Here is a 20,032-nt window from a genome sequence, read left to right as displayed (position 1 = left end):
GGCGCCTCCCCGCCCCGCGGCCCTGCCTTGACTGCCCCCTACCCGCTCGTACGCTGGAGGTATGAATGCGGCCGCGGAGGCCGGTCTGCGACGCATTCTCGCCGTCGTGGACCTGCTGATCGATGCCGTCGACGAGGAGACCCTCGTCCCGGCGCTGCTTCCGGTGATGCTCTCCGCGGTCCCCGGCGACAGCATCATCTGGTCCCCCCGCGCCGGCGCCGCCGACCGGCCGCTGACCCTCCCCGCCGATCTGCTGAGCCAGGACGTACGGGACGCCTTCGCCCGTGAGGCGGCGACCGACTCGCTGGTGCGGCACACCACGACGGGCCCCGGGACGCCGATGCGCCGCTCCACGCTGCAGACCCGCAGCGAGTTCCACTCCCTCGCCGCCTACACCGACGTCTACCGGCCGTTCGGCGCCGAGCAGCAGCTCGCGATGTCGTTCCCGGCCGGCTACGCCGAGGGGCTGCCGCGCAAGGTGTGCATGGCGATCAGCCGCAGCGGCAGCGACTTCTCCGACGAGGACGTGGCGGCCGCCGCCCTGCTGCGCACCCGGCTCAGCCACGCCATGGACCGGCTCGCCCCGCCGCGCACCGTCCCGCCGCTGATCACCCGCCGGGAATCCGCCGTCCTGACCCTGCTCGCCCGCGGGCTGAGCAACCAGCAGATCGCCCGCCGCCTCGCGATCAGCCCGCGCACCGTCGACAAACACCTGGAGCACGCCTACGCGAAGCTGCGGGTGAGCAGCCGGGTCGAGGCGGCGAACGCATGGCTGGCGCGGGGAGCCGCGGCGGTGCGGCTCGGGCGGTAGGGCGCGCGACCGCGCTCCGGCCCGGTCGTCCGGCAGCGCCGCCGTCAGCGGGGGACGGCATGCCGGCGGTAGGTGACCCTGTCGTGCTGGACCCGGGTGACCTCGACGGTCAGCTGCCGGTCGGGGCCGAGGGGGAAGTGCGCGGTGCAGCGCACCGCCGCGGCCGGCACGGGCCGAAGGTCGCCGAAGCACCGCACCGCGTCGGGCCCGTGGCGGAACGGCAGGGTGAGCTGGCCGCTGACGCTTCTGGCTATCTCGGTGCGCAGCACGGTGTGGGTGCCGCCGTCGAGCTCGCTGGTGGTCTCGCGGTCGCGCAGCCGGGCGGCGGCCAGGGCGAGGGCTCCGGCCGCCAGGAGGCAGGTGACGATGCCGAGGGCCAGGCCGAGGACGGCGCCGCGCCGCTGCGGGTGTGTGGGCACCGCCGTCAGCCCCGGGGGCCGCGGGGGCGCCGGCGGTGGGCGAGGGCTCCCCAGCCGGCCGCGCCCAGCAGCAGCGCACCGCCGAGCGCCGTGGTGACCGGGCCGCCGCGGGCCGCGCCGCCGAGGCCGGTGTGTGAGCCGCCCTGCGGAACGACGTCGTCGGCGCTGCCGGAGACATCGCTACCGCCGGAGACACCGGTACTGCCGGAGACCCCGGTAGTGCCGGAGGCCTCGGCGCCACCGGAGACGTCGGCGCCGTCGGAGACGGTCACGGTGCCGGAGAAGGCCTGCCGGCCGTCGTCGCCGATCTGCTGGTCGCCGGACGTGCCGTGCGCCGCGGGGCTCGGCCCGCTGCCCGCCCCGCCGCAGGTGACGGTGACCGGGTACGTACCGGGCGCGATGCCCTGCGGCATGGTCGCGGTACCGCCGGAACGGCCGTCGAGGGGCGATAGCGGGACGGCCGGGATGTCCGCGCCACCGAAGGCCGCCTCGGCCGACGCGCCCCGGCAGTTGCCGCCGTCGTAGACGGTGAAGGCGGCGCCCGGCGCCACGGTGGCGGGCTCGACGACCACCGGGTGCGAGGCGTCCGAGGCGGGTGTGGCGCTTTTGACGGCGCCCTTCACCGCGTTGCTCACGGCATCGGTGACGGCCCCGGTGGCGGCGCCCGCTCCCTCACCGTCGCCACCGCCGAAGAGCAGGAGGGTCACCGCCAGCGCGCCGGCCGCCAGCGCATACAGAGGAATGTGACGTATGTGCATAGAACGAGACAAGCGCCAGGCAGCGGAGTGCGCACCTCGATGGTGCGCCGCCCGCGGGACCGCGCACCGGCGCAACGGCGCTGCGCGCGCTCTTCCCGCAGGTCACACGGGCGCGCCCACCCGAAGCGGCCGAGCCGGCGGGATGGGCTTTCCGGGTGGCGCGCGGCTCAGGCCTCCAACTGCAGGTCCCACCCGCCGGAGCGGCGGGTGAGGGTGGTCACCGACAGCGGCCGGACGTCGATGCGCCAGTACGAGTGCGGCGGCGCCTGGAGCGCGTAGACCAGGGCGGCGCGGACCACGCCGGGCTCGGCGACCGCGAGCAGGCCGTCGGCGTCCTGGGTCGGCCGGGTGTCCAGCCAGCCGCCGACGCGGGTGATGAAGGCCACCAGCGACTCCCCGCCGTGCGGGGCGGAGCCCGGGTCGGCGAGCCAGGTCTCCACCGCGCGCGGCTCGGCGGCGGTCACCTCGCCCAGGGTGCGGCCGCGCCAGCGCCCCATGTCGCAGTCCCGGAGCGCCGGTTGGGCGAGCGGGCCGAGACCCAGCGCCTCGCCGGTCTCCCGGCAGCGGGCCGACGGCGAGCAGTAGCGCAGTTCGGCGGCGGCCAGGCGGCACAGCACGGGGGCCGCCCGCTCGGCCGCGTGCCATCCGGCGGCGTCGAGCGGGCGGTCGTCGTCGAACCGCGTCGCGAGCAGCGAGGAGCTGCGGGCCGCGGCGAGCAGCTTGAGTCGAACGCTCATTCGCCGATGGTAAGAGCAGTGCCGCCCCGCGGGCTCCTGTTGGTCAGATCACGATAGGGCCGGGATCGACCAGTCCGAGCGTCATCCACTGCTCCGGCGCCACCAGCGGCCGGAAGCCGACCTTCTCGTACACGCCGTGGGCGTCCTTGGTGGCGAGTGTCAGCCGGCCCAGCCCGCAGGGTGCCAGGTGCTCGGCTATCGCCTCCACCAGGGCCGTGCCCAGGCCGCGGCCGCGGTCGTCGCGGCAGACGTAGACGTCGCACAGCCAGGCGAAGGTGGCGTGGTCGGTGACGACCCGGGCGTAGGCGACCTGGCGGCCGGCCCCGGACTCGTACAGACCGAAGTTGAGCGAGCCCGCGACGGCGCGGTCGTGCAGCTCCCGGGGGCGGCCCTGGGCCCAGTAGGTGTCGGTGGACAGCCAGTGGTGGACCAGGTCGGCGTCGAGGCGGGCCGGGTCGCAGCTGAGCTCGTAGCCGTCGAGGGCGTGATCGTTCATGCCGGGAGGTTCGCAGAAGAGCCGGGGCCGCGTCGAACCACTCGACGCGGAGCGGCGCCCGGCATCCCGTCGCGCCGCCGCGGCCCGGCCGCGCCCCTCAGCTCGCCGGCACCCCCACGTCCTCGCAAGCCGTGCGCAGCCTGCGGACGCCCTCCGTGAGTTCGCCGGTGCCGGCCGCGGCCGCGAAGCTGATGCGCAGATGCCCGGCCGGCGGCTCGGCGGGGAAGTACGGCCGGCCGGCCGCGACGGCGACGCCGGCCCGCAGCGCCGCGCCGGTCAGCGCCGCCTCGTCGGTACCGTCCGGCAGCCGCAGCCAGAGGTGGAATCCGCCCGGCGGGATGTGCGGGCCGCCGGGCCGTCCCCGGTCCCTGCCGTACTCCGTCCCGGGTCCGGGCCCGTGCTCGACCAGCGCCGGCAGCCGCGCGCGCAGCGCCGCGGTCAGCGCGTTGCGGCGGGCGGTCAACTCGCCCGCGACCAGCCGCAGATGGCGGGACCAGGCGGGCGATCCGACGAGTTCCAGGGCGGCCTCCTGAAGGGGCCCCGGGACGAAGAAGTTGTCGACGACCTGGATGGCGCGCAGCCGGTCGAGGACCGGTCCGCGGGCGGCGAGGACGCCCACCCGGAGGTTGGGCGAGGTGATCTTGGTCAGGGAGCGGATGTGCACGACCGTGCCGTCGCGGTCCTCCGCCATCAGGGTCGGCGGGAGCGCGGGGGCGTCGCCGTGGACCAGCAGCCGCGCGAAGTCGTCCTCGATCACGAACGCGCCGGCCGCGCGGGCCACCCGCAGCACCTCGCGCCGCCGCTCCCCCGCGAGCACCGTCCCGGTCGGGTTCTGGAACAGCGGCTGACAGACGAAGAGCCGCGCGCCGCTGGCGCGGAAGGCCTCGGCGAGCAGGTCCGTACGCACCCCGTCCGCGTCCATCGGCACGGGCACCGGGCGCACACCGGAGGCGCGGGCGACGGCGAGCATGCCCGGGTAGGTCGGGGATTCGACGAGCACCGGGGCGCCGGGCGCGGCGAGCGCGCGCAGCGCCGCGGTCAGCGCGTTCTGGCCGCCCGCGGTCACCAGGACGTCGCTCGCGGCGAGCGCGCCGCCGGGGCCGCCGATCTCCCGCGCGAACCAGGCGCGCAGCTCCGGTACGCCCTCGACCGGCGGCCGCCCCCAGGCGCCCGGCCGGCGACCGGCCCGCGCCAGCGCGGCGGCCAGGGCGCGTTCGGGCTGCAGACCGGGGTGGAGGTAGCCGCCGTTGAGTTCGATCACTCCGGGGGCCGGTGTGGCGAGCGTGGCCAGCACGCCGGAGGCGTCCACGCTGCGCGGCACCTGGTCGGCGGCCGGTTCCGCGCTCAGCGCGATCTCCTGCCAGGAGGTGTCGAGCGGCCGCGGCGCCTCGGCACGGGGCCGGGCCCGGAAGGCCCCAGCACCGGGGCGGGTGACGACCAGGCCCTCGGCGGCCAGCTCGGCGAGCGCCCGGGAGACGGTCACCGGACTGACCCGATGCCGCTCCACGAGCACCCGGCTCGATGGCAGCTTCTCACCCGGGGAGTAGCGGTCCAGCTCCCTGCGGAGGGTCGCGGCCAGCTCAGCCCCACTGCTACGCTCTTGCATGAGAGCACACGATAGCGCTACTACTCCGACTGCGATAGCGGTCGACGCCCCGCCCGCCGCCGGCCAGGGTGCCGCGCCCCGTGCGTCCGCCGGCGCCCGTGCGGCAGCCGCCCCGACCGCCGGTGGCGGCGTGGGCACCCGTGGCGTCCTGCTCGCCGCCCTCGGCGTCGCCGCCTTCTCGTTCACCTTCCCCGCGACCGCCTGGGCGCTGGAGGGCATGGGCCCCTGGACGGTGGTGATGCTGCGCAGCGTGCTGGCCACCATGCTGGCCGGCGGCGCGCTCGTGGTGTTCAGGGTGCGTGTTCCGGAGCGCCGCCACTGGGCGGGGATCGCGGTCGTCACGGGCGGTGTGGTCCTCGGCTTCCCGCTGCTGACCACGCTCGCCCTGGAGACCTCCACCACCTCTCATGCGGCCGTGGTGATCGGCCTGCTGCCCCTGGCCACCGCCGCCGGCTCCGTCATACGGACCGGCGCCCGGCCCTCCCGCACCTTCTGGATCGCGTCGCTGATCGGCGCCGTCGTCGTCATCGGCTTCGCGGTGCAGCAGAGCGGCGGGGCGCCGAGTCGCGGCGATCTGTTCCTGTTCGCGGCGCTGCTGGTGTGCGCGGCCGGCTACACCGAGGGCGGCCGGCTGGCCCGCCATATGCCGGGCTGGCAGGTCATGGGCTGGGCGCTGGTGCTGGCGCTCCCGCTGACGGTGGTGGGCACGGCGGTCGCGCTGACCACCGAACCGCTGCGGCTGACCGCGCACGCGGTCGGTGGGCTGCTGTGGCTGGCGGTCGGCTCGCAGTTCCTCGGGATGGTCGTCTGGTACCGGGGAATGGCCGCGATCGGCATCGCCAGGGCGAGCCAGCTCCAGCTCGCCCAGCCGCTGCTGACCTTGGTGTGGTCCGTCCTGCTGCTCGGCGAGCGGCTGCCGCCGGCCGCACCCGCGGCCGCGCTGGCGGTCCTGGCCTGCATCGCGGTCACCCAGAGGGCGCGGGGGTAGCTGCGGGGGTAGCTGCGGCCCATGGGGGGCACTACGCGAACGCCGTCCCGAGGGAGGCACGACGGCGAGCGCCACCCCTGGGAAGGCACGACGCGAACGCCACCCCCTGGGGGCGCACCACGCGAACGCCCCTGGGGAATCACGCGAACGTCACCCCGGGGACGCACCACGCAAACGCGCCTCGGGCAACACCGGAACGCCGCCCCCGGGGGAGGCACCGAGCGAACGCCTGCCCACCGGGGGCGCCGCCCCACCTGCTCTCCCGGCCCGCCCACCCCCCTTTGGGGGGGTGGGCGGAGGGGAAGACGCGGAGGGGAAATCACGGACGGCCTTCCAAGGTGCGCCCCCCGCCTCCAGACGTAAACTTGCCGCGATGGCACGTACCGCCGTCCGGGCCGCATCAGGCCCGTCAACCGTTGGAATCGTTGGCCGTTCAACCGCTCGGCCGTCGCGTCGTCGGCCGTACGGGTCGCATGGCCGCCCGAAGCGTGGAGGACCCCTGATGCACGCGACCAAGGGCGACCGGCTGGTGGTGCACGGCAGGACCGTGGGACATCACGACCGGGTCGTCGAGATCATCGAGGTACTGGGGACGAACGGCGATCCGCCGTACCGTGTCCGTGCCGAGGACGGACACGAAGCGATCATGTCGCCCGGCCCCGACTCGGTCGTCCGGCACGCGAAGACCTCCGACATCGACCCCGGCCGGTAAGGCACCGCATACGGATTCCGCGACGGCCGTGGCGGAAGGCCGCTACGGCCGTGTCGGGCTGCCGTAGTGATCGCGCACGACCCTCGCCAGCGCCCCCGTCCGGTCCCTGGCCACCTCCTTCGCCGAGAAGTAGACATGCCCGCCGACCTGCGGATGAGCGCGGGCGAAGGTGAGGTGCCGGGAGAGTTCGGCCGGGTCCTTCCAGGCCGCCGGTTCGCTGGTGCCGGCCTTGTAGAGCGCCTCGCCGATGTAGAGGTCGACGCCGGTGCCCTCGACGGTCCGTGACCACCAGGGCACCAGTTCGGCGTAGTCGGCGCCCTTGGTCCCGAGCGGCCAGTAGACCTGCGGCGCGATGTAGTCCAGCCAGCCCTCGCGCACCCACCTGCGGGTGTCGGCGTACATGTCGTCGTAGGTCTCCACCCCGGCCTGCGTACGGGAGCCCTGCGGGTCGGTGCTCTGATTGCGCCAGACCGCGAACGGGCTGACGCCGAACCGCACCCGGCGCCCGGTCCGCGCTCCGCCCTCCTCCAGCCGCTGCGCCGTCTCGTGGACCAGCCGGTCGATGTTGTCCCGCCGCCAGTCGGCCCGGCTGTCGAAGTCGCCGCCGTAGGTGTCGTACGCCTCGTCGTCGTCGAAGCGCGCGCCGGCGACCGGATACGGATAGAAGTAGTCGTCGAAGTGCAGCCCGTCGACGCGGTAGCGGGCGACCGCGTCCAGCATCGCGTCCTGGACGAAGCCGCGGACCTCCGGCAGCCCGGGGTTGTAGTAGAGCTTGCCGCCGTACGCGACCGTCCACCACCACCTCCGGCGGGCCGGGTGGCCGGCCGCCAGCCGCTGCGGATCGGTGTGGTGGGCGATCCGGTACGGGTTGCACCACGCGTGCAGTTCGAGCCCGCGGCGGTGCGCCTCGCGGACCGCGAAGTCCAGCGGGTCCCACCCGGGGTCGCGGCCCTGCTGCCCGGTCAGGGACTGGGCCCACGGCTCGTACGGGGAGGGCCACAGCGCGTCCGCGGTGGCGCGCACCTGGAAGAAGACCGTGTTGAGCCGGTGCCTGACGGCCGAGTCGAAGTGGGCGCGCAGCTCGCGCTGTTGCTCGGCGGGGGAGAGTCTCGCGCTGGAGGGCCAGTCCAGGTTGCCAACGGTCGCCAGCCACATGCCCCGCATCTCGCGCCGCGGCGCCGCTGCCGAGGGCGCCGCCGCCGCATCCGGCGCCAGCAGCGAGGAGGCCGCGCCGAACGCGGCCACCGCGAAGCCCCTTCGTGTGATCCGTCTCATCAAAAGTCCCCAGCTTGTCCGTTTCATCCTGTCCTGAGGGCTCAGAATGCCCGCCCCGGCGGCCGTAGCACAGCACCGCGCGGAGTAACGTCGGGGCCGAGGCGGGCGTCGGACCCTTACGGCGTACCGCCGGTCCCGAAGAACAGCGAAAGGCACGAGGTGACGGACTCATTTGCCGACATTGCACGCGTCGGAGTGGTCGGTTGCGGCCAGATGGGCGCAGGCATCGCCGAGGTGTGCGCCCGCGCCGGGCTGGACGTCATGGTCGCCGAGACCACCGGCGAGGCTCTGGAGCTGGGCCGCACCCGCTTGACCAACTCCCTCGGCAAGGCCGCCGAGCGCGGCAAGATCACCGTCGCGGAGCGCGACGCGACACTCGACCGGCTCAGCTTCACCACCGACCTCGGTGAGTTCGCCGACCGCGATCTCGTCATCGAGGCCGTCGTGGAGAACGAACAGGTCAAGACCGAGATCTTCCAGGTTCTCGATCAGGTGATCACCCGGCCGGACGCGATCCTGGCGTCCAACACCTCGTCGATCCCGCTGGTGAAGCTGGCGGTCGCCACCTCCCGCCCCGACCAGGTCATCGGCATCCACTTCTTCAACCCGGCCCCGGTGCAGAAGCTGGTGGAGCTCATCCCCGCCCTCACCACCGGCGAGGAGACCATCAAGCGCGCCGAGTCCCTGGTGCAGGACGTGCTGGGCAAGCACGCCATCCGCGCCCAGGACCGCTCCGGCTTCGTCGTCAACGCCCTGCTCATCCCGTATCTGCTCTCCGCGATCCGGATGTTCGAGTCGGGCATCGCCAGCCGTGAGGACATCGACAACGGCATGGAGATGGGCTGCGCCCACCCCATGGGTCCGCTGAAGCTGTCCGACCTGATCGGCCTGGACACCGTGGTCTCGGTCGCCGACTCCATGTACCACGAGTACAAGGAGCCGCTCTACGCCGCTCCCCCGCTCCTCCAGCGCATGGTCGACGCGGGCCGGCTGGGGCGGAAGTCGGGGTCGGGGTTCTACTCGTACTGACGATTGCGGCGATGCCGCCAAGTGGCCCTGTTCAAGGGCGAATTCACCCGGATCAGCGCCGACAGCGGCGCTGATCCGGGTGGCTGTCGCCACCCCCGCCAGGCCCTCATCCGCGCAGCCTCGGCCAGCCGGCATGGTCTGCACGGGGACACGACGTTATGAGCGTCATCGACCGCTGGAAAACTGACCCTGACCTGGGGCTTTGCGTCTTTCAGAGCTGTCAGGGCCTTTTCCGCTTACTCGGCGAAAAGTCCCTGGAAAGTCCCTGGGACAGAGCTGAAAGTCCCTGAAAAATCCCTGGGAAGCCCCTGGCTCGGAGCGGCTCGACCAGCGTTTCCCAGCCCAGCACTGGACGTGGGGGCGACCGGGGCGGAGCTCAAGACCTACGGCATACGAGTGCGGTAGGGATCATGCTGGACTGTGCCGCGCAACCACGCCAGCGCAGGCGTCCATCATCGCGGCTTCACATTCCCCATGGTCTTGGTGACCGTGATCTCGATGACGACTCTCTTCGGGTTGGCTCGCGGTGGGTGGTAGCGCTTCGTGTATCGCTCGACCGCGTCAGCAACAGCCGCCGGGTCGTCGTTGACTACGGCGATTCCCTCCAGCGTCGCCCAACGTGCCCCATCCGCCTGGCTGACCGCGGCGCGAGCCCCCAGACCGCCGTTGATGATATTGCGCGCCTTCTTGCTCGTGCTGCTGGTGATGACGCGTGCGACGCCGGCCTCGCTGTCGTAGGTCACGCCGACGGGAACCAGGTGGTGTGTACCATCCGGTCGCGAGGTGGACAAGAAGCCCACATGCCGCTCCTCCCAGAATGCCAGGTACGCGGGGTCGGAGCGCAGGTGAGTGTCTGCCATTGTGCTTCCTTCGGGATGCCGGATGCCGCGAGCCGGATGGGCCGAGCTGCGGCCTGCGCGCTGGACTCCTTTCATGTCACGCTACCCGCCGCCCCGTCGCCTGTGACCAGTCGGCGTCAGCGGCTCACTGCCACCCTGTGGGGCCCGCTGGGCGTGCGGCAGTCGCGGGCGTGACGCGGTCGCCGACCAAGAGCTGTCACGTGCCCCCGGCAACCACGGTCAGCGAGTCAGCGGAACGGCGTCCCGGTCTTCCCTGCCATCGGCAGCGTCTTTATCGGCTCCCGTGGGCCCACCACGTGAGCGGCCGTGTCACTGGACGGTGTCGACGTCATGGCCGTCAACTGCTTCCAAGGGAGGAGCAGTGGACGGTGGTCGAAGGTGATCTGCGGGTCCACGCGGTTCGTCCCCGCGTCACGGTCCCGCAGGGGCATGGTCGCCACGTAAGTTCTCGCGAGCCGCGTCGACGACCTGCGCGGCTCCTTGTCAGAGCAGCACGGCAGACTCGGGCCATGAACGAAGAGCGACTTGGCATACGCGAGTTGGTGAGTGTGCTTGTTGGTCCTGAAGCAGCAGATGGACTACGAGGGCTAGCAGTAGGAACTTTCTGGTGGGGGGTGTGGGTCGCGCTGGTCGTCGTGACCTACAAGGTGTGGCGCCAACGCTCCTTAGCGTTCCGGCACCTCATCGCCCTCGCGGTGGATGGGGTGTATCGCGCTCCAGGGCGTCTACCGCGCCGCTCGTCGATGTGGCTGTGCCTGAGCGCCATGTTGGAGCTGAACACGCCGCGCAACAACCATCCTTCCGAATTTCCGTATGCTCTGCAGCTGGAGAGAGAAAAGATCGACAAGCTGCGCAAGAGCTGCAGGCGACTCGGTGTTGCCCTCCCTCCCTGCGGCAGGGTGTCCCGCGCACTGATCATGCGGGGAGCCGTCAACGGCAGGTTCGCATCGTGCGCTTCACTCTCCCTGTTGCCGGCGATGGTCTGGGCATCCAAGCTCCCCCGCATCATCTGGAACGCGGAGAGCTATCTGCAGCAACGTGCACAGGAAATGGGAGCGCACTACTCACTCCAGGATGCAGCACGCTGGGCCACCGACCAGAGCGACGAGGACATCCTGGATCTGCTCACCGGATGGATCATTCCTGGCATACCGCTAGGTATCCTCGGCGCCCTGCTCCTCATCGCGCTGCTGTGGTGGCCGTTCGCGGTGTTCTGGTCTTCCTGGCGCGGAGGGCACGTTGCTGGCTTCACGATCCCCTCCGTTGCCGTGCATCACCGCTCCGAGCTCCCGAGAAGGGTCACAGAGGCGGTGAACGCTTGCGCTCGTGGCCACGTGGCGAAGGACTTCGAGCGGGCCGATGCGATACGTGCGGTCAGCGTGAAGCTCGAAAAGGTGGAGCGGGAAGTGCTGCGGGCGATCCGCACCAGCTGTGCCCTGCGTAGCCGCTCACCGCTGAAGAAAGCCACCCGAAAGCATCTGCACAAGGTGGCCCGCAGGGTCCGGGCCGCTGAGGCTGCGGTAATCGCGGGAGAACCGAACGCTCTGCCCGAGCTGGCGCGTCTGCTGCTGACCGTGGCTGAACGCCACATCATGGGCAGGGTTCTCGAGCTACTCGACGAAGAAGACCTTCAGAACCCGAGGGTGGCCGTCGTTGCCCCGGTGCGGGACTGGGACTTGCTGCGCGCCGTGGCGTTCATGGTGCTGTGCGTCTGCGGCGCGCTGGGGGTCTCTCGCCTCGACCTATCGGGGATCGCTGAGACCGTTGCGCTTGGTGGCGTCGCTGTTGCTGCGGGGGTTACGTCATACGGCAAGCAGTGGCTGTCGATGGTGGAGCGGATTCCGCTGGGGTTCTCCCGCTGAGCGGCAAGACGATTATTCCGGCACCGTGCACTCACGGTGCCGCTCCGGCGCAAGCCGCACTCGAAGCAGCCCGCCGCGGCCCGGAGGAATGAATGACCGCAGGCCGTCAAGACGCGTTGGTCCGTCAACATCACTGCCGTGGCCGCGACCTGCACGGACGATTGGGGTGGCACGCAGTGAACCGCGAGAACGGCGTCGCCGGGAGCGCCAGGTCGCACGAACCGTACGGATGCGCCGTCGCTGGGGACACCGGTGTAGGGGCGGCTGATCCGCAACACGCCGTTCGCGGCGGGCACGAGGAAAGGCAGCGGAGAACGGCCCCCGCCCTGCCCCCATGGACTCCCTGTTCACCGTGTCCGTGCACGAGGAAGAGCGCACCTTGGGTCCCGCGCCGCAGCTGCGCGAGGCCTTCGCGCAGCTGGAGATAGCGATCCGCGGCGCATTAAAGCGTTCGACTGCGCACCAGGACGAGACCTCTCGGCTCTGTCTCTTCAGTCAGCTGCGGGAGCACCCAGGGCGTGATCATCGGGCTCGTCCCGGCCGGACGCCCCCTGTCGTCCGCGCGGTGGCTCAGGTCGCTGTGTCGCTCTGTGGGCTCGGCTCTGGTGGGAAACTGCATCGTTGAGCGCGGCAGCACCAGTGGCGGGAGGTGGACTTCGGGTTGCCGAAGCACGGGGGCTGAGGTCCGTCAGGACAGCAGCGCGGGCCTGCAATGAGCATTGTCAGTGCCAACGATTACGTTGCAAGCATGGATGGTGTGCAGCAGTACTATGCGCGGGAAGCGCAGGCCCTGGCCGAACGGTACGAGAGCGTGAGCTTCGAGACTGTCCATCACGACGTCCTGCATCTGCTGCCGAGCCCGCCGGGGCGAGCCGTCGATATCGGCGCCGGCACCGGTCGGGACGCCACCGCGCTGAGCCGGCTGGGATTCGACGTGGTGGCCGTGGAACCCGTGTCTGAACTGCGCGAGGTGGCGCAACGTCTGCACGCCGAGGCCCACGTGACATGGGTTGCCGATGCACTCCCGGGCCTGGCTCAGCTGGCCGGACCGTTCGACCTCCTCCTGCTCTCCGCAGTGTGGATGCACCTGGACGAGGCCGAGCGAGGCCAGTCCATGCAGCGCCTGCACGAACTGGCGGCGCCAGGCGGCCGTCTCGTCCTCACCCTGCGGCACGGACCAACCCCCGGCGATCGGCGCATGTTCGACGTTCCCGCCGAGGAGACGCTCATGCTCGCCGAGCACTGCGGCTTCCAAGTGGTGCATGTGGGTGCAGGGGCCGACCAGCTCGGCCGTGACGAGGTGCACTGGAGCACGCTGATGGTGCAGAAGGGAATGTCGTGACCGCCGACGGCTTCTACACCAGCGACCCGTGTGCCCGAGCGTCCTGGAGGCTCGCCGTCCTCATGGGCGCGAATTCCCGCACGTACAAGTTCGCCCTCGGCCACGCCCTGCTCGCCCATGCCGCGCGCGGCGAAACTGAGGTGGCCTTGCCCAATCTCGCCTCCACGTATGCCATGGCCCTGGTCGAGCACGCGGCGCTGGCACCGCAGGCTTCTGAAAGGACCACCCTCGGCGATGCCGACTTCCTTACGGCGGCCGCCGATGAGTCCGATGAGTCCCGGCGCTTGGGGCGTCCCACCGACCGGCTGCTGGAGGCCGCGGTTCGGTCCATGCCGGCGATGGTGATGCAGAAGTTCCATAACCTGCCCGGCAAGACCCAAGTTGCGCACCGGTTCTATGACCTGGCGGGCGGCCGCCGCTCACGCATCGTCCGACTTACCCCTGACCTCATCCAGATCGCTCAATCAGAACAGGCGGCCGGGCTGCGCGCGGAACTCGAAGCCCGCTGGAACATAGTCGAGACCTCCTTCACCATCGGCGTCGGCCGCTCCCTCATCCGCGAGGGCCTGGCTGTCGACCGGACGGCGATGACGCTCACGGACAAGCGCCGCCGCCGGCCGGTCACCGGGGTCAAAGAGGCGACCATCGGCTTCCAACATGGCCGGTGTCTCATCTGCAACTTTGTCATGGGTCCTGCGGATGAAACGGTCATCGACCATGTCTTCCCGTTCGTCCTCATGAACCGCTACGGCGGCGCCGCAGGCTGGCACGGGCCGGACCTCGACGCACTGTGGAATCTCGCCCCCGCCCATGCGAGCTGCAACAGCACCAAAGGCGCCCGCCTCCCATACCCCGAGGAGCTCTCTCGCCTAGCCCGGCGCAACGAAGCGATCATGCCCTCCCGGTACCCGATGAGCCGCACGCTCCGCCTCAGCCTCAATGAACCAGGGAACCGCCCCACAACCAACTGGCTGGCCTTCCTGAACGAGGTGGAGAAACTGCTCCGCTGACCGAAGCCATGCCGCACCAGACGCCGTTTCCGCAGATCAGAGCACATTTCGTGGTCCCGCTGATCGTGCCCGCGGTGCACCGCCCAGGGGCATCTGCGCTCCCCTTGCGCTCCATGACGGCCCAGAGCGCCAGAAAGCCACCGTTGGTAGCCCTCCCAAAAGCTGATGTGATCTCTCTACAACCCATCCGGCGAGGCCAGCCGCACCAGGCCACTGCCTGGCTGCAGTCACCAAGCAATGCAATGTCAGTGGCATATGGCACCGTGCTGGTGTTGGTCATGGGGTTCCGTAAGGGGGAGTTGTCGAGATGGTTCTCGGGTGGTTTCAGGGTGCGTGGTCTTGGACCTTGGGGCGTATGCCTGCGCAATGGCGCTACCAAGGCATCTCGGACACGCTGGCCGCGTTCGACGCCCTTCCCATCGAGCCGCAGGAGCGCCGGTATGAGTTGAGAGAGCTTGTCCGCCAGGCAGCGAAGAGACACTGGAACCACCGGATGAGCTTCTGGCTCCGCTTCTGCGTGACACCACAGATGCTCCTGGCCACAGGACCGTTGTCGATCATTGGCATTTTCGGCGGCGCGTGGTGGCGCTTCGTGACAATGGCCGTGATCGTGACGCTCGCCGCAACTCTGATGCGGGAGGCCGCCCTCCATCGCACGCTGTTGGCCAAGGTCTTCTTCGCCGGCACAGCTACGTGGGCTCTGTTCCAGTGGACGATGGTGACCTTCCTCTTCGACTCTGCGGGAGGGGATATGTCGATGGCGTCCACGGTGGCACTGGCCGTTCTGGGCCTGGTGTCGACGCCCATCTTGGTGTGGCAGGCCCGTGCCTGTCGGTTCGAGGCACGGGAGGACTCCAACCCGTATGACGAACTGCTGACCACGGCGATCATGGCGACGGCTGCTGTGTACAGAGGGCGTGGCAGGTGGCGCTCTGCAAGCTCCAAGCGTGCCGGGAGCCAGGCTTTGGAGAGGTTGGCCGTCCGGGCTCGACTGTGTCTTGCCCTGCGTGAGTGTGTCGATCCTGCTGATCGTGCCTTGCGGCGAGAGCTTCGCAGGGAGGCGCTGCGCATCGCGGAGACAATCCGCAAGCACAAGAAGGACATAACCATCGCGAAGAGCCGTGACGACGTCGACGCGGTGGTCACCAAGCTCATCAACACGGCGGAAGCCATCGCCAAGTCGGATAGAGCAGCGTTGCTGGCCGACGCCCCAGAACTCCCGTCTGCTGTCAGCCGCGTGCGTGCCGCGATGACGCGCATCATTCCCGGTGCGGTGCTCATCGGCGCCTCCTTCCTACTCCCTCACCTTTCCGTTCTCGCAGGCAACGAGGCGCGGGCGGACGCGGTGCAGTGGACGCTGCTGGCAATAGGCGGGACTTGGATACTGTCTGCCAGCGCCGATGCCGGCACGCGCGTGGGCGACGTCCTGGGCAGGTCCCTGTCTTTCAAGTAGTGGACAGCGCAGGAATAAACACACCCCGCCTTCGATTGTTCATTCGCAGCGATCGGTGCAGGTGGGGAGGCGCATGAGCAACCTGAAGGTCTTCCGGATAAGAGGCGGACACGTCACGGAGGTCTCGGGGTCCTCCGTAGACGTGGAGGTTGAGCTGCAGCGGCTGATCGAGGCCAACATGGAGACCACGCTCGGCATCCGCTTCCTGGCCACTGAGTACCGCACGGGCCGTCACGGCGGCCGGATCGATTCCCTCGGGCTCGACGAAAACGGGACGCCGGTCATCGTGGAGTACAAACGCCATCGCGACCAGGGCGTCATCAGTCAGGGTTTGTCGTACCTGTGCTGGCTCCAGGACCATCACCACGAGTACGAGAACCTGGTCCGGCAGAAACTCGGCACCGAGGCGGCCGGGGAGGTCGATTGGACCGCTCCGCGTGTCGTGTGCGTCGCCGGGGCGTTCACGCACCACGACACGGTAGCTGTGGAGATGATCCCCCACCGGATCGATCTAGTGACGTACCGGGTCTTCGACGACGTGCTCACCCTGCAGCTGGTCAAATCCGTCGGCGGCACCGGCTCGTCGGCGCGGGGCAAGACTCCGGGCACGGCTCGGCCGGACGCGTCGGCGCCGAAGTCGGTTCAGCGGTACCTCGACGAGGCGCCCGTGGATCTCAAGGCGCTGTACACGGACGTCGACGAGCTGCTGCTGTCGCACCGCGACGTGCGGATGGAGCCCCAGCTCCACTACTTCGCGTACCGGCGGATCAAGAACGTCGCCACTGTCCGCGTCCAGCCCGGCAAACAGCGGCTCGTGGTGAACCTGCGGCTGGATCCCGACACCGTGGACCTGTGCGAGGGCTTCACCCGGGATATGCGCGGGCTCGGGTGCCTGGGCATCCAGGACGGCATCGAGGTGAGCATCGCTTCCCGCGAGCATCTTGCGCGAGCCCGGGACCTCATCCAGCGAAGCATCGATGCCGGATAACTCACCTGGTACAGAAGGGTGGTTGGGCCAACCATTCCGGTGGTCCAACCACCCTTTTCGTATGTGCCCCGCAGCCGGGGCTTCTCGCTCTCACTCCTCGGGTCCGGCGAGTGCGAAGTCGTCTTGGGCCAGCGCACCGCGCAGCCGCTGTTCAGCGATGCCGGCGTAGTGGTCGGAGAGTTCGATGCCGACGAAATTGCGGCCTTCCTTCAGCGCGGCGACGCCGGTGGAGCCGCTACCGGTGAAGGGGTCGAGGACAGTGCCGCCAGGTGGGCAGACCTGGACGAGCTGCTGCATGACCTCGACAGGTTTCTGGGTGATGTGGACGCGGTCCTTTCGGGGCTGGGAAGCGATGAAGTGGCCGGGCAGGTAGAGGTCGCGGGTGTTGTCGAGGCTGCCCTTGACGCCCCAGAGGATGAACTCGGAGTCCTGCTTCGGGCCGCCCTTGCGGGGCCGTGATGCGGGCTTGATCCACGGCATATTTCCGGACCAGGTCCAGCCGGCCATCTGCAAGGCGTCCGTGGTGGTCGGCTCCTGCCTCCAGTCCGAGAAGACCATGACCACCGCGTGTTCGCGGCTGGCGCGGTATGCCTCGGTGAGCAGTTCGGTCAGCCAGCTGCGGTACGAGCGCTGGTCGCGGTTTTCGCCGGGAAAGTTCGCCAGGTCGTGCCGGGCATCGCCACTGGTGTACTTCACCCGTGCGGTGCGGGCCGTGCGCTCGGAGCTGGTACGGCCGCCGGAGTTGTAGGGCGGGTCGGTGATGACGGCATCGACGCTCTCGTCCGGGAGGGACTTTAGAACGGTGAGCGCATCGCCTCGGTGCAGGGTGTACGACATGAGGGATTCTCTCTTTCCGGAAGCCAGGCGTGCGCGTAATTCCCGTTGACACAGTCCTGCGCACGCGGACATGAGCCGCTCCGGGAAACCGCTGACGCAGCCTCCGGGGCGAGCAATGCGCTGGAGGTTAACCCCTTTTTCCGGCCACACCCAATGAGTCAGCCCTCTCGCACGCCCCCCCTGAAGATCGTTTACAGGGGTCGTTTGGTGCGGCCGGAATTCGTCTCTACAGTCTCGGCATGTTCGCAGGACGGAACCTGATTCCAGCCCTGTTGAGCTGTGCTGATGCGTGCTGTTCCGTCCAGTCGGCACCGCGCACGGCGCCCTGTTGACCGTGTCCTATTCGAGGGAAGGGGGTCCCCGTGTGGGGTGTGAGATTACGAGCGCGGCTGGCTGCCGCATGTGATTCAAGGGGATCCAGTGACCGGGAGTTCGCAGCTCCCGGTCGCGGGTTCCTGGCTTCCCTAAAAGGATTGCGAATTCTTAACCGGCGCGGTGCCGGTGGCCTTTTCGACGAGAACGCCGGCACCGTGCTGCCTACCAATAAGGAGCTGCAATGCAGCATGCCCAGGCACGCCCGTCCCCAGGGCTCTATCCTCACACCGGCCATTCGGCGATCGGTGCCCGATCGTGAAGAAGGTCGCGTGCATAGCCGGGGGCGTGGTCCTCGGCCCGATGCTGTTGATTGCGCCGCTCGCCGTAGCGCTCGCCGGCGCCAGCAGCGCCCAGGCCACCTGCGGCGACGGTGGTGCGCAGGCTGTGGATACCGCGGCGGTTGCCAAGCAAGTGGAGTCGATCCTCAAGGGCGGCAGCAAGGGCTCGGTGTCCGTTCCCGGGCTGGATGACCCCAAGGAGCAGATCCCGAACGCCAAGACGATCCAGGCCACCGGTGTCGCGATGAAGGTGCCCGCGCGGGGGCAGGTCGTCGCCTTGGCCACGGCGCTTCAGGAGTCGGGGCTGCGGAATCTGGACTACGGCGACCGGGACAGTCTTGGTCTCTTCCAGCAACGCCCCAGCCAGGGGTGGGGCTCGGCCGAGCAGGTTCGTGATCCGGTGCACGCCTCAACGAAGTTCTACGAGGGGTTGCTCAAGGTCTCGGGCTGGCAGTCGATGACGGTGACTCAGGCCGCGCAGGCGGTTCAGGCGAGCGGTTTCCCGGACGCCTATGCCAAGTGGGAGCCGCTGGCGACGGCTCTGCAGAAGGCCATCGCCAAGTCCCTTTCCCAAGGGGGTGGTTCCGGGATGGGCGGCGCCAAGGGCAAGGAATCGACAGCCTCTTTGGCCGTCGGATGTGGCGCCGGAGGGGACGGGGCGAATTTCGGCCCGATTCCCGCGGGGTCTCTCCCCAAGGGCTACAAGATTCCGGCCGACGCGCCCAAGTCGGTCCGTACGGCGATCCGTTGGGGCCTCGGTCAGCTGGGCACGCCGTATCAGTGGGGCGGCGCGTGCAGCGATCCGCGCGGTCAGGATCCCATGGGCCGGTGTGACTGCTCGTCGTTGATGCAGGCGTCGTACAAGGCCGGCGGGGTCTCGATCTCCCGGACCACGTACACGCAGGTCAAGGAGGGTAAGGCGGTCAGCGTCGATGCCCTCAAGCCTGGCGATCTGCTGTTCACCCGCGGCACAGCAGCCGTGCCGGAACACGTCGGGATGTTCATCGGCCAGGGGCTGATCCTGCAGGCGCCCAAGACCGGGGACGTGGTCAAGATCTCGACCCTCGCCTCCTGGCGGCCGGACATCCTCGCCGCCCGCCGAGTCGCCTGACCGGTCCCTCTCCCCCTTCTCTCCCTCCCCTTCCGGGCTTCCGCATGCCCGTACCCACACTGGAGTTCCCCATGAAGCTCATTGAGCACGCCCAGTACCTGGCTTACAACCCCGGCGTCACGCCGAAGCAGGGCGGACTTCCTGGCCTCGATGTCCTGAAGAACGTGATGGGCAGCATCAACCTGTTCGGCATCATCGCCGCGGTCGGCGCCCTGGTCATCTCCGCGGTCGTCTGGGCCTGGGGCCACCACAGCGGCGGCCACCAGGCGGAGGCCAACGGCAAGAAGGGCACGGCCGTCGCCGCCGGATGCGCACTCCTGCTCGGCGCAGCCAACGGCATCGTCGCGTTCTTCTCCTCGATGGGAACGCAGGTCCACTGATGCCGAGGAAACGTTCTCTCTCTGCCGAAGAGCGCACCCACAACGCACCGTCCCCGGTCCTGCGACGCGCTCTGATCGGCGGCGTCGTCCTCGCCGTGCTGGCGGCCATCGCCGGTCTGGTCGCGTACCTGACTCGTACGCAAGGCCCGACTGCGGCGGAGCCCTCTCCGGCGCCGACGTCCTCCTCCCAGGAGTCGCATTCCCCGGAGACGACTCCCGGCAAGGGCGAGGCGGTCGCATCTCCGCCTCGAACGAGCGACCCGATCGCGTTCGCCAAGGCGGCCACCAAGGCCCTGTGGACATACGACACCCGCTCCTTCACCCAGGCTCAGCATCTGGCCGGGCTGAAGCGATGGATGACCGGCGAGAAGAAGTACGCCGACTGGAAGTCCATCAAGGACCAGGTGCCCAGCCCGGTGCTGTGGGCGCGGATGCACGACAACCACCAGCACGCAAGCGTCGAGGTAGGCGAGGGCCACTTCCCGCAAGCGTTCAAGACCGCCCTGGCCCAGGACCCCGGTGCGATCACCGAGGCGTACGTCTACGCCGTCACGGTCACCGGCAAGCAGACCCTCGCCTGGCAGGGGTCTGGAGCCGGAGCCGAGGCCCGCTCGATGACCCTCGCCGTCCAGTGCCGGCCGCACCAGAACTGCGCCCTGGCCGCCGTCCTGCCCAACGCCGCGCCATGACCGCCCGCAACCCAGA

20 protein-coding genes are annotated in these 20,032 nt (G+C 69.8%); 12 read left to right on the top strand and 8 right to left on the bottom strand.

Features of this window, described 5'->3' with window-relative positions:
- The first annotated feature begins 61 nt into the window (after positions 1-61).
- Complete coding sequence (locus ACFWZH_RS13255) at positions 62-811, top strand: response regulator transcription factor (protein WP_384428835.1); 750 nt, start codon at positions 62-64, stop codon at positions 809-811.
- Between the two features lie 44 nt (positions 812-855).
- On the opposite strand, the gene ACFWZH_RS13250 is transcribed toward ACFWZH_RS13255, so the two are convergent.
- The 5 genes from ACFWZH_RS13250 to ACFWZH_RS13230 form a co-directional block, all read right to left on the bottom strand.
- Positions 856-1,230 carry a DUF4333 domain-containing protein gene (locus ACFWZH_RS13250; RefSeq protein ID WP_384428833.1) on the bottom strand — a complete coding sequence of 125 codons (375 nt, stop codon included), beginning with the start codon at positions 1,228-1,230 and terminating at the stop codon, positions 856-858.
- Between the two features lie 5 nt (positions 1,231-1,235).
- Entirely contained in the window at positions 1,236-1,988 is a 753-nt protein-coding gene (locus tag ACFWZH_RS13245; protein WP_384428830.1) for a hypothetical protein, read from the bottom strand.
- Between the two features lie 167 nt (positions 1,989-2,155).
- On the bottom strand, positions 2,156-2,725 hold the full coding sequence (locus ACFWZH_RS13240; protein WP_384428827.1) for a histidine phosphatase family protein: 570 nt from the start codon (positions 2,723-2,725) through the stop codon (positions 2,156-2,158).
- Positions 2,726-2,768: 43 nt separating this feature from the next.
- Positions 2,769-3,221, bottom strand: coding sequence for a GNAT family N-acetyltransferase (locus tag ACFWZH_RS13235; RefSeq protein ID WP_384428825.1), 453 nt, complete (start codon positions 3,219-3,221; stop codon positions 2,769-2,771).
- 97 nt (positions 3,222-3,318) lie between these two features.
- Positions 3,319-4,827, bottom strand: a complete 1,509-nt coding sequence (locus tag ACFWZH_RS13230; protein WP_384428822.1) for a PLP-dependent aminotransferase family protein — start codon at positions 4,825-4,827, stop codon at positions 3,319-3,321.
- Here ACFWZH_RS13230 and ACFWZH_RS13225 point away from each other — a divergent pair.
- Both ACFWZH_RS13225 and ACFWZH_RS13220 read left to right on the top strand, forming a co-directional pair.
- Complete coding sequence (locus ACFWZH_RS13225; RefSeq protein WP_384428820.1) at positions 4,826-5,815, top strand: DMT family transporter; 990 nt, start codon at positions 4,826-4,828, stop codon at positions 5,813-5,815. The genes ACFWZH_RS13230 and ACFWZH_RS13225 overlap by 2 nt on opposite strands.
- 502 nt (positions 5,816-6,317) lie before the next feature.
- Positions 6,318-6,527: a DUF1918 domain-containing protein gene (locus ACFWZH_RS13220; RefSeq protein ID WP_384428818.1), complete on the top strand. Its 210-nt coding sequence runs from the start codon at positions 6,318-6,320 to the stop codon at positions 6,525-6,527.
- Between the two features lie 42 nt (positions 6,528-6,569).
- Here the strand turns inward: ACFWZH_RS13220 and ACFWZH_RS13215 are convergent, their stop codons facing one another.
- Entirely contained in the window at positions 6,570-7,802 is a 1,233-nt protein-coding gene (locus ACFWZH_RS13215; RefSeq protein ID WP_384428816.1) for a glycoside hydrolase family 10 protein, read from the bottom strand.
- A gap of 159 nt (positions 7,803-7,961) precedes the next feature.
- On the opposite strand from ACFWZH_RS13215, the gene ACFWZH_RS13210 reads away from it, so the two are divergent.
- Positions 7,962-8,831, top strand: coding sequence for a 3-hydroxybutyryl-CoA dehydrogenase (locus ACFWZH_RS13210; protein ID WP_384428814.1), 870 nt, complete (start codon positions 7,962-7,964; stop codon positions 8,829-8,831).
- 452 nt (positions 8,832-9,283) lie between these two features.
- On the opposite strand, the gene ACFWZH_RS13205 is transcribed toward ACFWZH_RS13210, so the two are convergent.
- Complete coding sequence (locus ACFWZH_RS13205) at positions 9,284-9,691, bottom strand: TIGR03618 family F420-dependent PPOX class oxidoreductase (RefSeq protein ID WP_384428812.1); 408 nt, start codon at positions 9,689-9,691, stop codon at positions 9,284-9,286.
- A 509-nt stretch (positions 9,692-10,200) separates the two neighbouring features.
- Here ACFWZH_RS13205 and ACFWZH_RS13200 point away from each other — a divergent pair.
- The 5 genes from ACFWZH_RS13200 (at position 10,201) to ACFWZH_RS13180 (ending at position 16,346) form a co-directional block, all read left to right on the top strand.
- Positions 10,201-11,553: a hypothetical protein gene (locus tag ACFWZH_RS13200; protein ID WP_384428810.1), complete on the top strand. Its 1,353-nt coding sequence runs from the start codon at positions 10,201-10,203 to the stop codon at positions 11,551-11,553.
- 748 nt (positions 11,554-12,301) lie between these two features.
- Complete coding sequence (locus tag ACFWZH_RS13195; protein WP_384428809.1) at positions 12,302-12,895, top strand: class I SAM-dependent methyltransferase; 594 nt, start codon at positions 12,302-12,304, stop codon at positions 12,893-12,895.
- A complete protein-coding gene (locus tag ACFWZH_RS13190; RefSeq protein WP_384428807.1) occupies positions 12,892-13,905 on the top strand; it encodes an HNH endonuclease in 1,014 nt (337 codons plus the stop codon). Before ACFWZH_RS13195 ends, ACFWZH_RS13190 begins: the two co-directional genes overlap by 4 nt.
- A 355-nt stretch (positions 13,906-14,260) precedes the next feature.
- Positions 14,261-15,358 (top strand): hypothetical protein, encoded by a 1,098-nt coding sequence (locus tag ACFWZH_RS13185; protein WP_384428805.1) that lies wholly within the window; start codon positions 14,261-14,263, stop codon positions 15,356-15,358.
- Positions 15,359-15,536: 178 nt separating this feature from the next.
- Positions 15,537-16,346: a transporter gene (locus ACFWZH_RS13180; protein ID WP_384428803.1), complete on the top strand. Its 810-nt coding sequence runs from the start codon at positions 15,537-15,539 to the stop codon at positions 16,344-16,346.
- 90 nt (positions 16,347-16,436) lie between these two features.
- On the opposite strand, the gene ACFWZH_RS13175 is transcribed toward ACFWZH_RS13180, so the two are convergent.
- A complete protein-coding gene (locus ACFWZH_RS13175; RefSeq protein WP_384428801.1) occupies positions 16,437-17,183 on the bottom strand; it encodes a DNA-methyltransferase in 747 nt (248 codons plus the stop codon).
- Positions 17,184-17,813: 630 nt separating this feature from the next.
- On the opposite strand from ACFWZH_RS13175, the gene ACFWZH_RS13170 reads away from it, so the two are divergent.
- The 3 genes from ACFWZH_RS13170 to ACFWZH_RS13160 all read left to right on the top strand — a co-directional run bounded on the left by ACFWZH_RS13170 (position 17,814) and on the right by ACFWZH_RS13160 (position 20,016).
- Positions 17,814-18,947, top strand: coding sequence for a C40 family peptidase (locus ACFWZH_RS13170; RefSeq protein ID WP_384428799.1), 1,134 nt, complete (start codon positions 17,814-17,816; stop codon positions 18,945-18,947).
- A 71-nt stretch (positions 18,948-19,018) separates the two neighbouring features.
- Positions 19,019-19,327, top strand: a complete 309-nt coding sequence (locus tag ACFWZH_RS13165) for a DUF6112 family protein (RefSeq protein ID WP_384428797.1) — start codon at positions 19,019-19,021, stop codon at positions 19,325-19,327.
- Positions 19,327-20,016 (top strand): hypothetical protein, encoded by a 690-nt coding sequence (locus ACFWZH_RS13160; protein ID WP_384428795.1) that lies wholly within the window; start codon positions 19,327-19,329, stop codon positions 20,014-20,016. Before ACFWZH_RS13165 ends, ACFWZH_RS13160 begins: the two co-directional genes overlap by 1 nt.
- Positions 20,017-20,032 lie beyond the last annotated feature (16 nt).

It is taken from the genome of Streptomyces sp. NPDC059008 (assembly GCF_042749045.1).
In the GTDB taxonomy this organism is placed as follows: Bacteria; Actinomycetota; Actinomycetes; order Streptomycetales; family Streptomycetaceae; genus Streptomyces.
The sequence above is the reverse complement of the archived record's forward strand: the minus strand, read 5'-3'. Positions and strand labels throughout refer to the sequence as shown.

Bases quoted from the DNA above. Each gene is read 5' to 3' on its own strand.
- ACFWZH_RS13240 (WP_384428827.1), bottom strand. From the start codon at position 2,725: ATGAGCGTTCGACTCAAGCTGCTCGCCGCGGCCCGCAGCTCCTCGCTG.
- ACFWZH_RS13235 (WP_384428825.1), bottom strand. From the start codon at position 3,221: ATGAACGATCACGCCCTCGACGGCTACGAGCTCAGCTGCGACCCGGCC.
- ACFWZH_RS13220 (WP_384428818.1), top strand. From the start codon at position 6,318: ATGCACGCGACCAAGGGCGACCGGCTGGTGGTGCACGGCAGGACCGTG.
- ACFWZH_RS13255 (WP_384428835.1), top strand. From the start codon at position 62: ATGAATGCGGCCGCGGAGGCCGGTCTGCGACGCATTCTCGCCGTCGTG.
- ACFWZH_RS13205 (WP_384428812.1), bottom strand. From the start codon at position 9,691: ATGGCAGACACTCACCTGCGCTCCGACCCCGCGTACCTGGCATTCTGG.
- ACFWZH_RS13230 (WP_384428822.1), bottom strand. From the start codon at position 4,827: ATGCAAGAGCGTAGCAGTGGGGCTGAGCTGGCCGCGACCCTCCGCAGG.
- ACFWZH_RS13215 (WP_384428816.1), bottom strand. From the start codon at position 7,802: ATGAGACGGATCACACGAAGGGGCTTCGCGGTGGCCGCGTTCGGCGCG.
- ACFWZH_RS13185 (WP_384428805.1), top strand. From the start codon at position 14,261: ATGCCTGCGCAATGGCGCTACCAAGGCATCTCGGACACGCTGGCCGCG.
- ACFWZH_RS13165 (WP_384428797.1), top strand. From the start codon at position 19,019: ATGAAGCTCATTGAGCACGCCCAGTACCTGGCTTACAACCCCGGCGTC.
- ACFWZH_RS13175 (WP_384428801.1), bottom strand. From the start codon at position 17,183: ATGTCGTACACCCTGCACCGAGGCGATGCGCTCACCGTTCTAAAGTCC.
- ACFWZH_RS13245 (WP_384428830.1), bottom strand. From the start codon at position 1,988: ATGCACATACGTCACATTCCTCTGTATGCGCTGGCGGCCGGCGCGCTG.
- ACFWZH_RS13225 (WP_384428820.1), top strand. From the start codon at position 4,826: ATGAGAGCACACGATAGCGCTACTACTCCGACTGCGATAGCGGTCGAC.
- ACFWZH_RS13160 (WP_384428795.1), top strand. From the start codon at position 19,327: ATGCCGAGGAAACGTTCTCTCTCTGCCGAAGAGCGCACCCACAACGCA.
- ACFWZH_RS13200 (WP_384428810.1), top strand. From the start codon at position 10,201: ATGAACGAAGAGCGACTTGGCATACGCGAGTTGGTGAGTGTGCTTGTT.
- ACFWZH_RS13195 (WP_384428809.1), top strand. From the start codon at position 12,302: ATGGATGGTGTGCAGCAGTACTATGCGCGGGAAGCGCAGGCCCTGGCC.
- ACFWZH_RS13180 (WP_384428803.1), top strand. From the start codon at position 15,537: ATGGAGACCACGCTCGGCATCCGCTTCCTGGCCACTGAGTACCGCACG.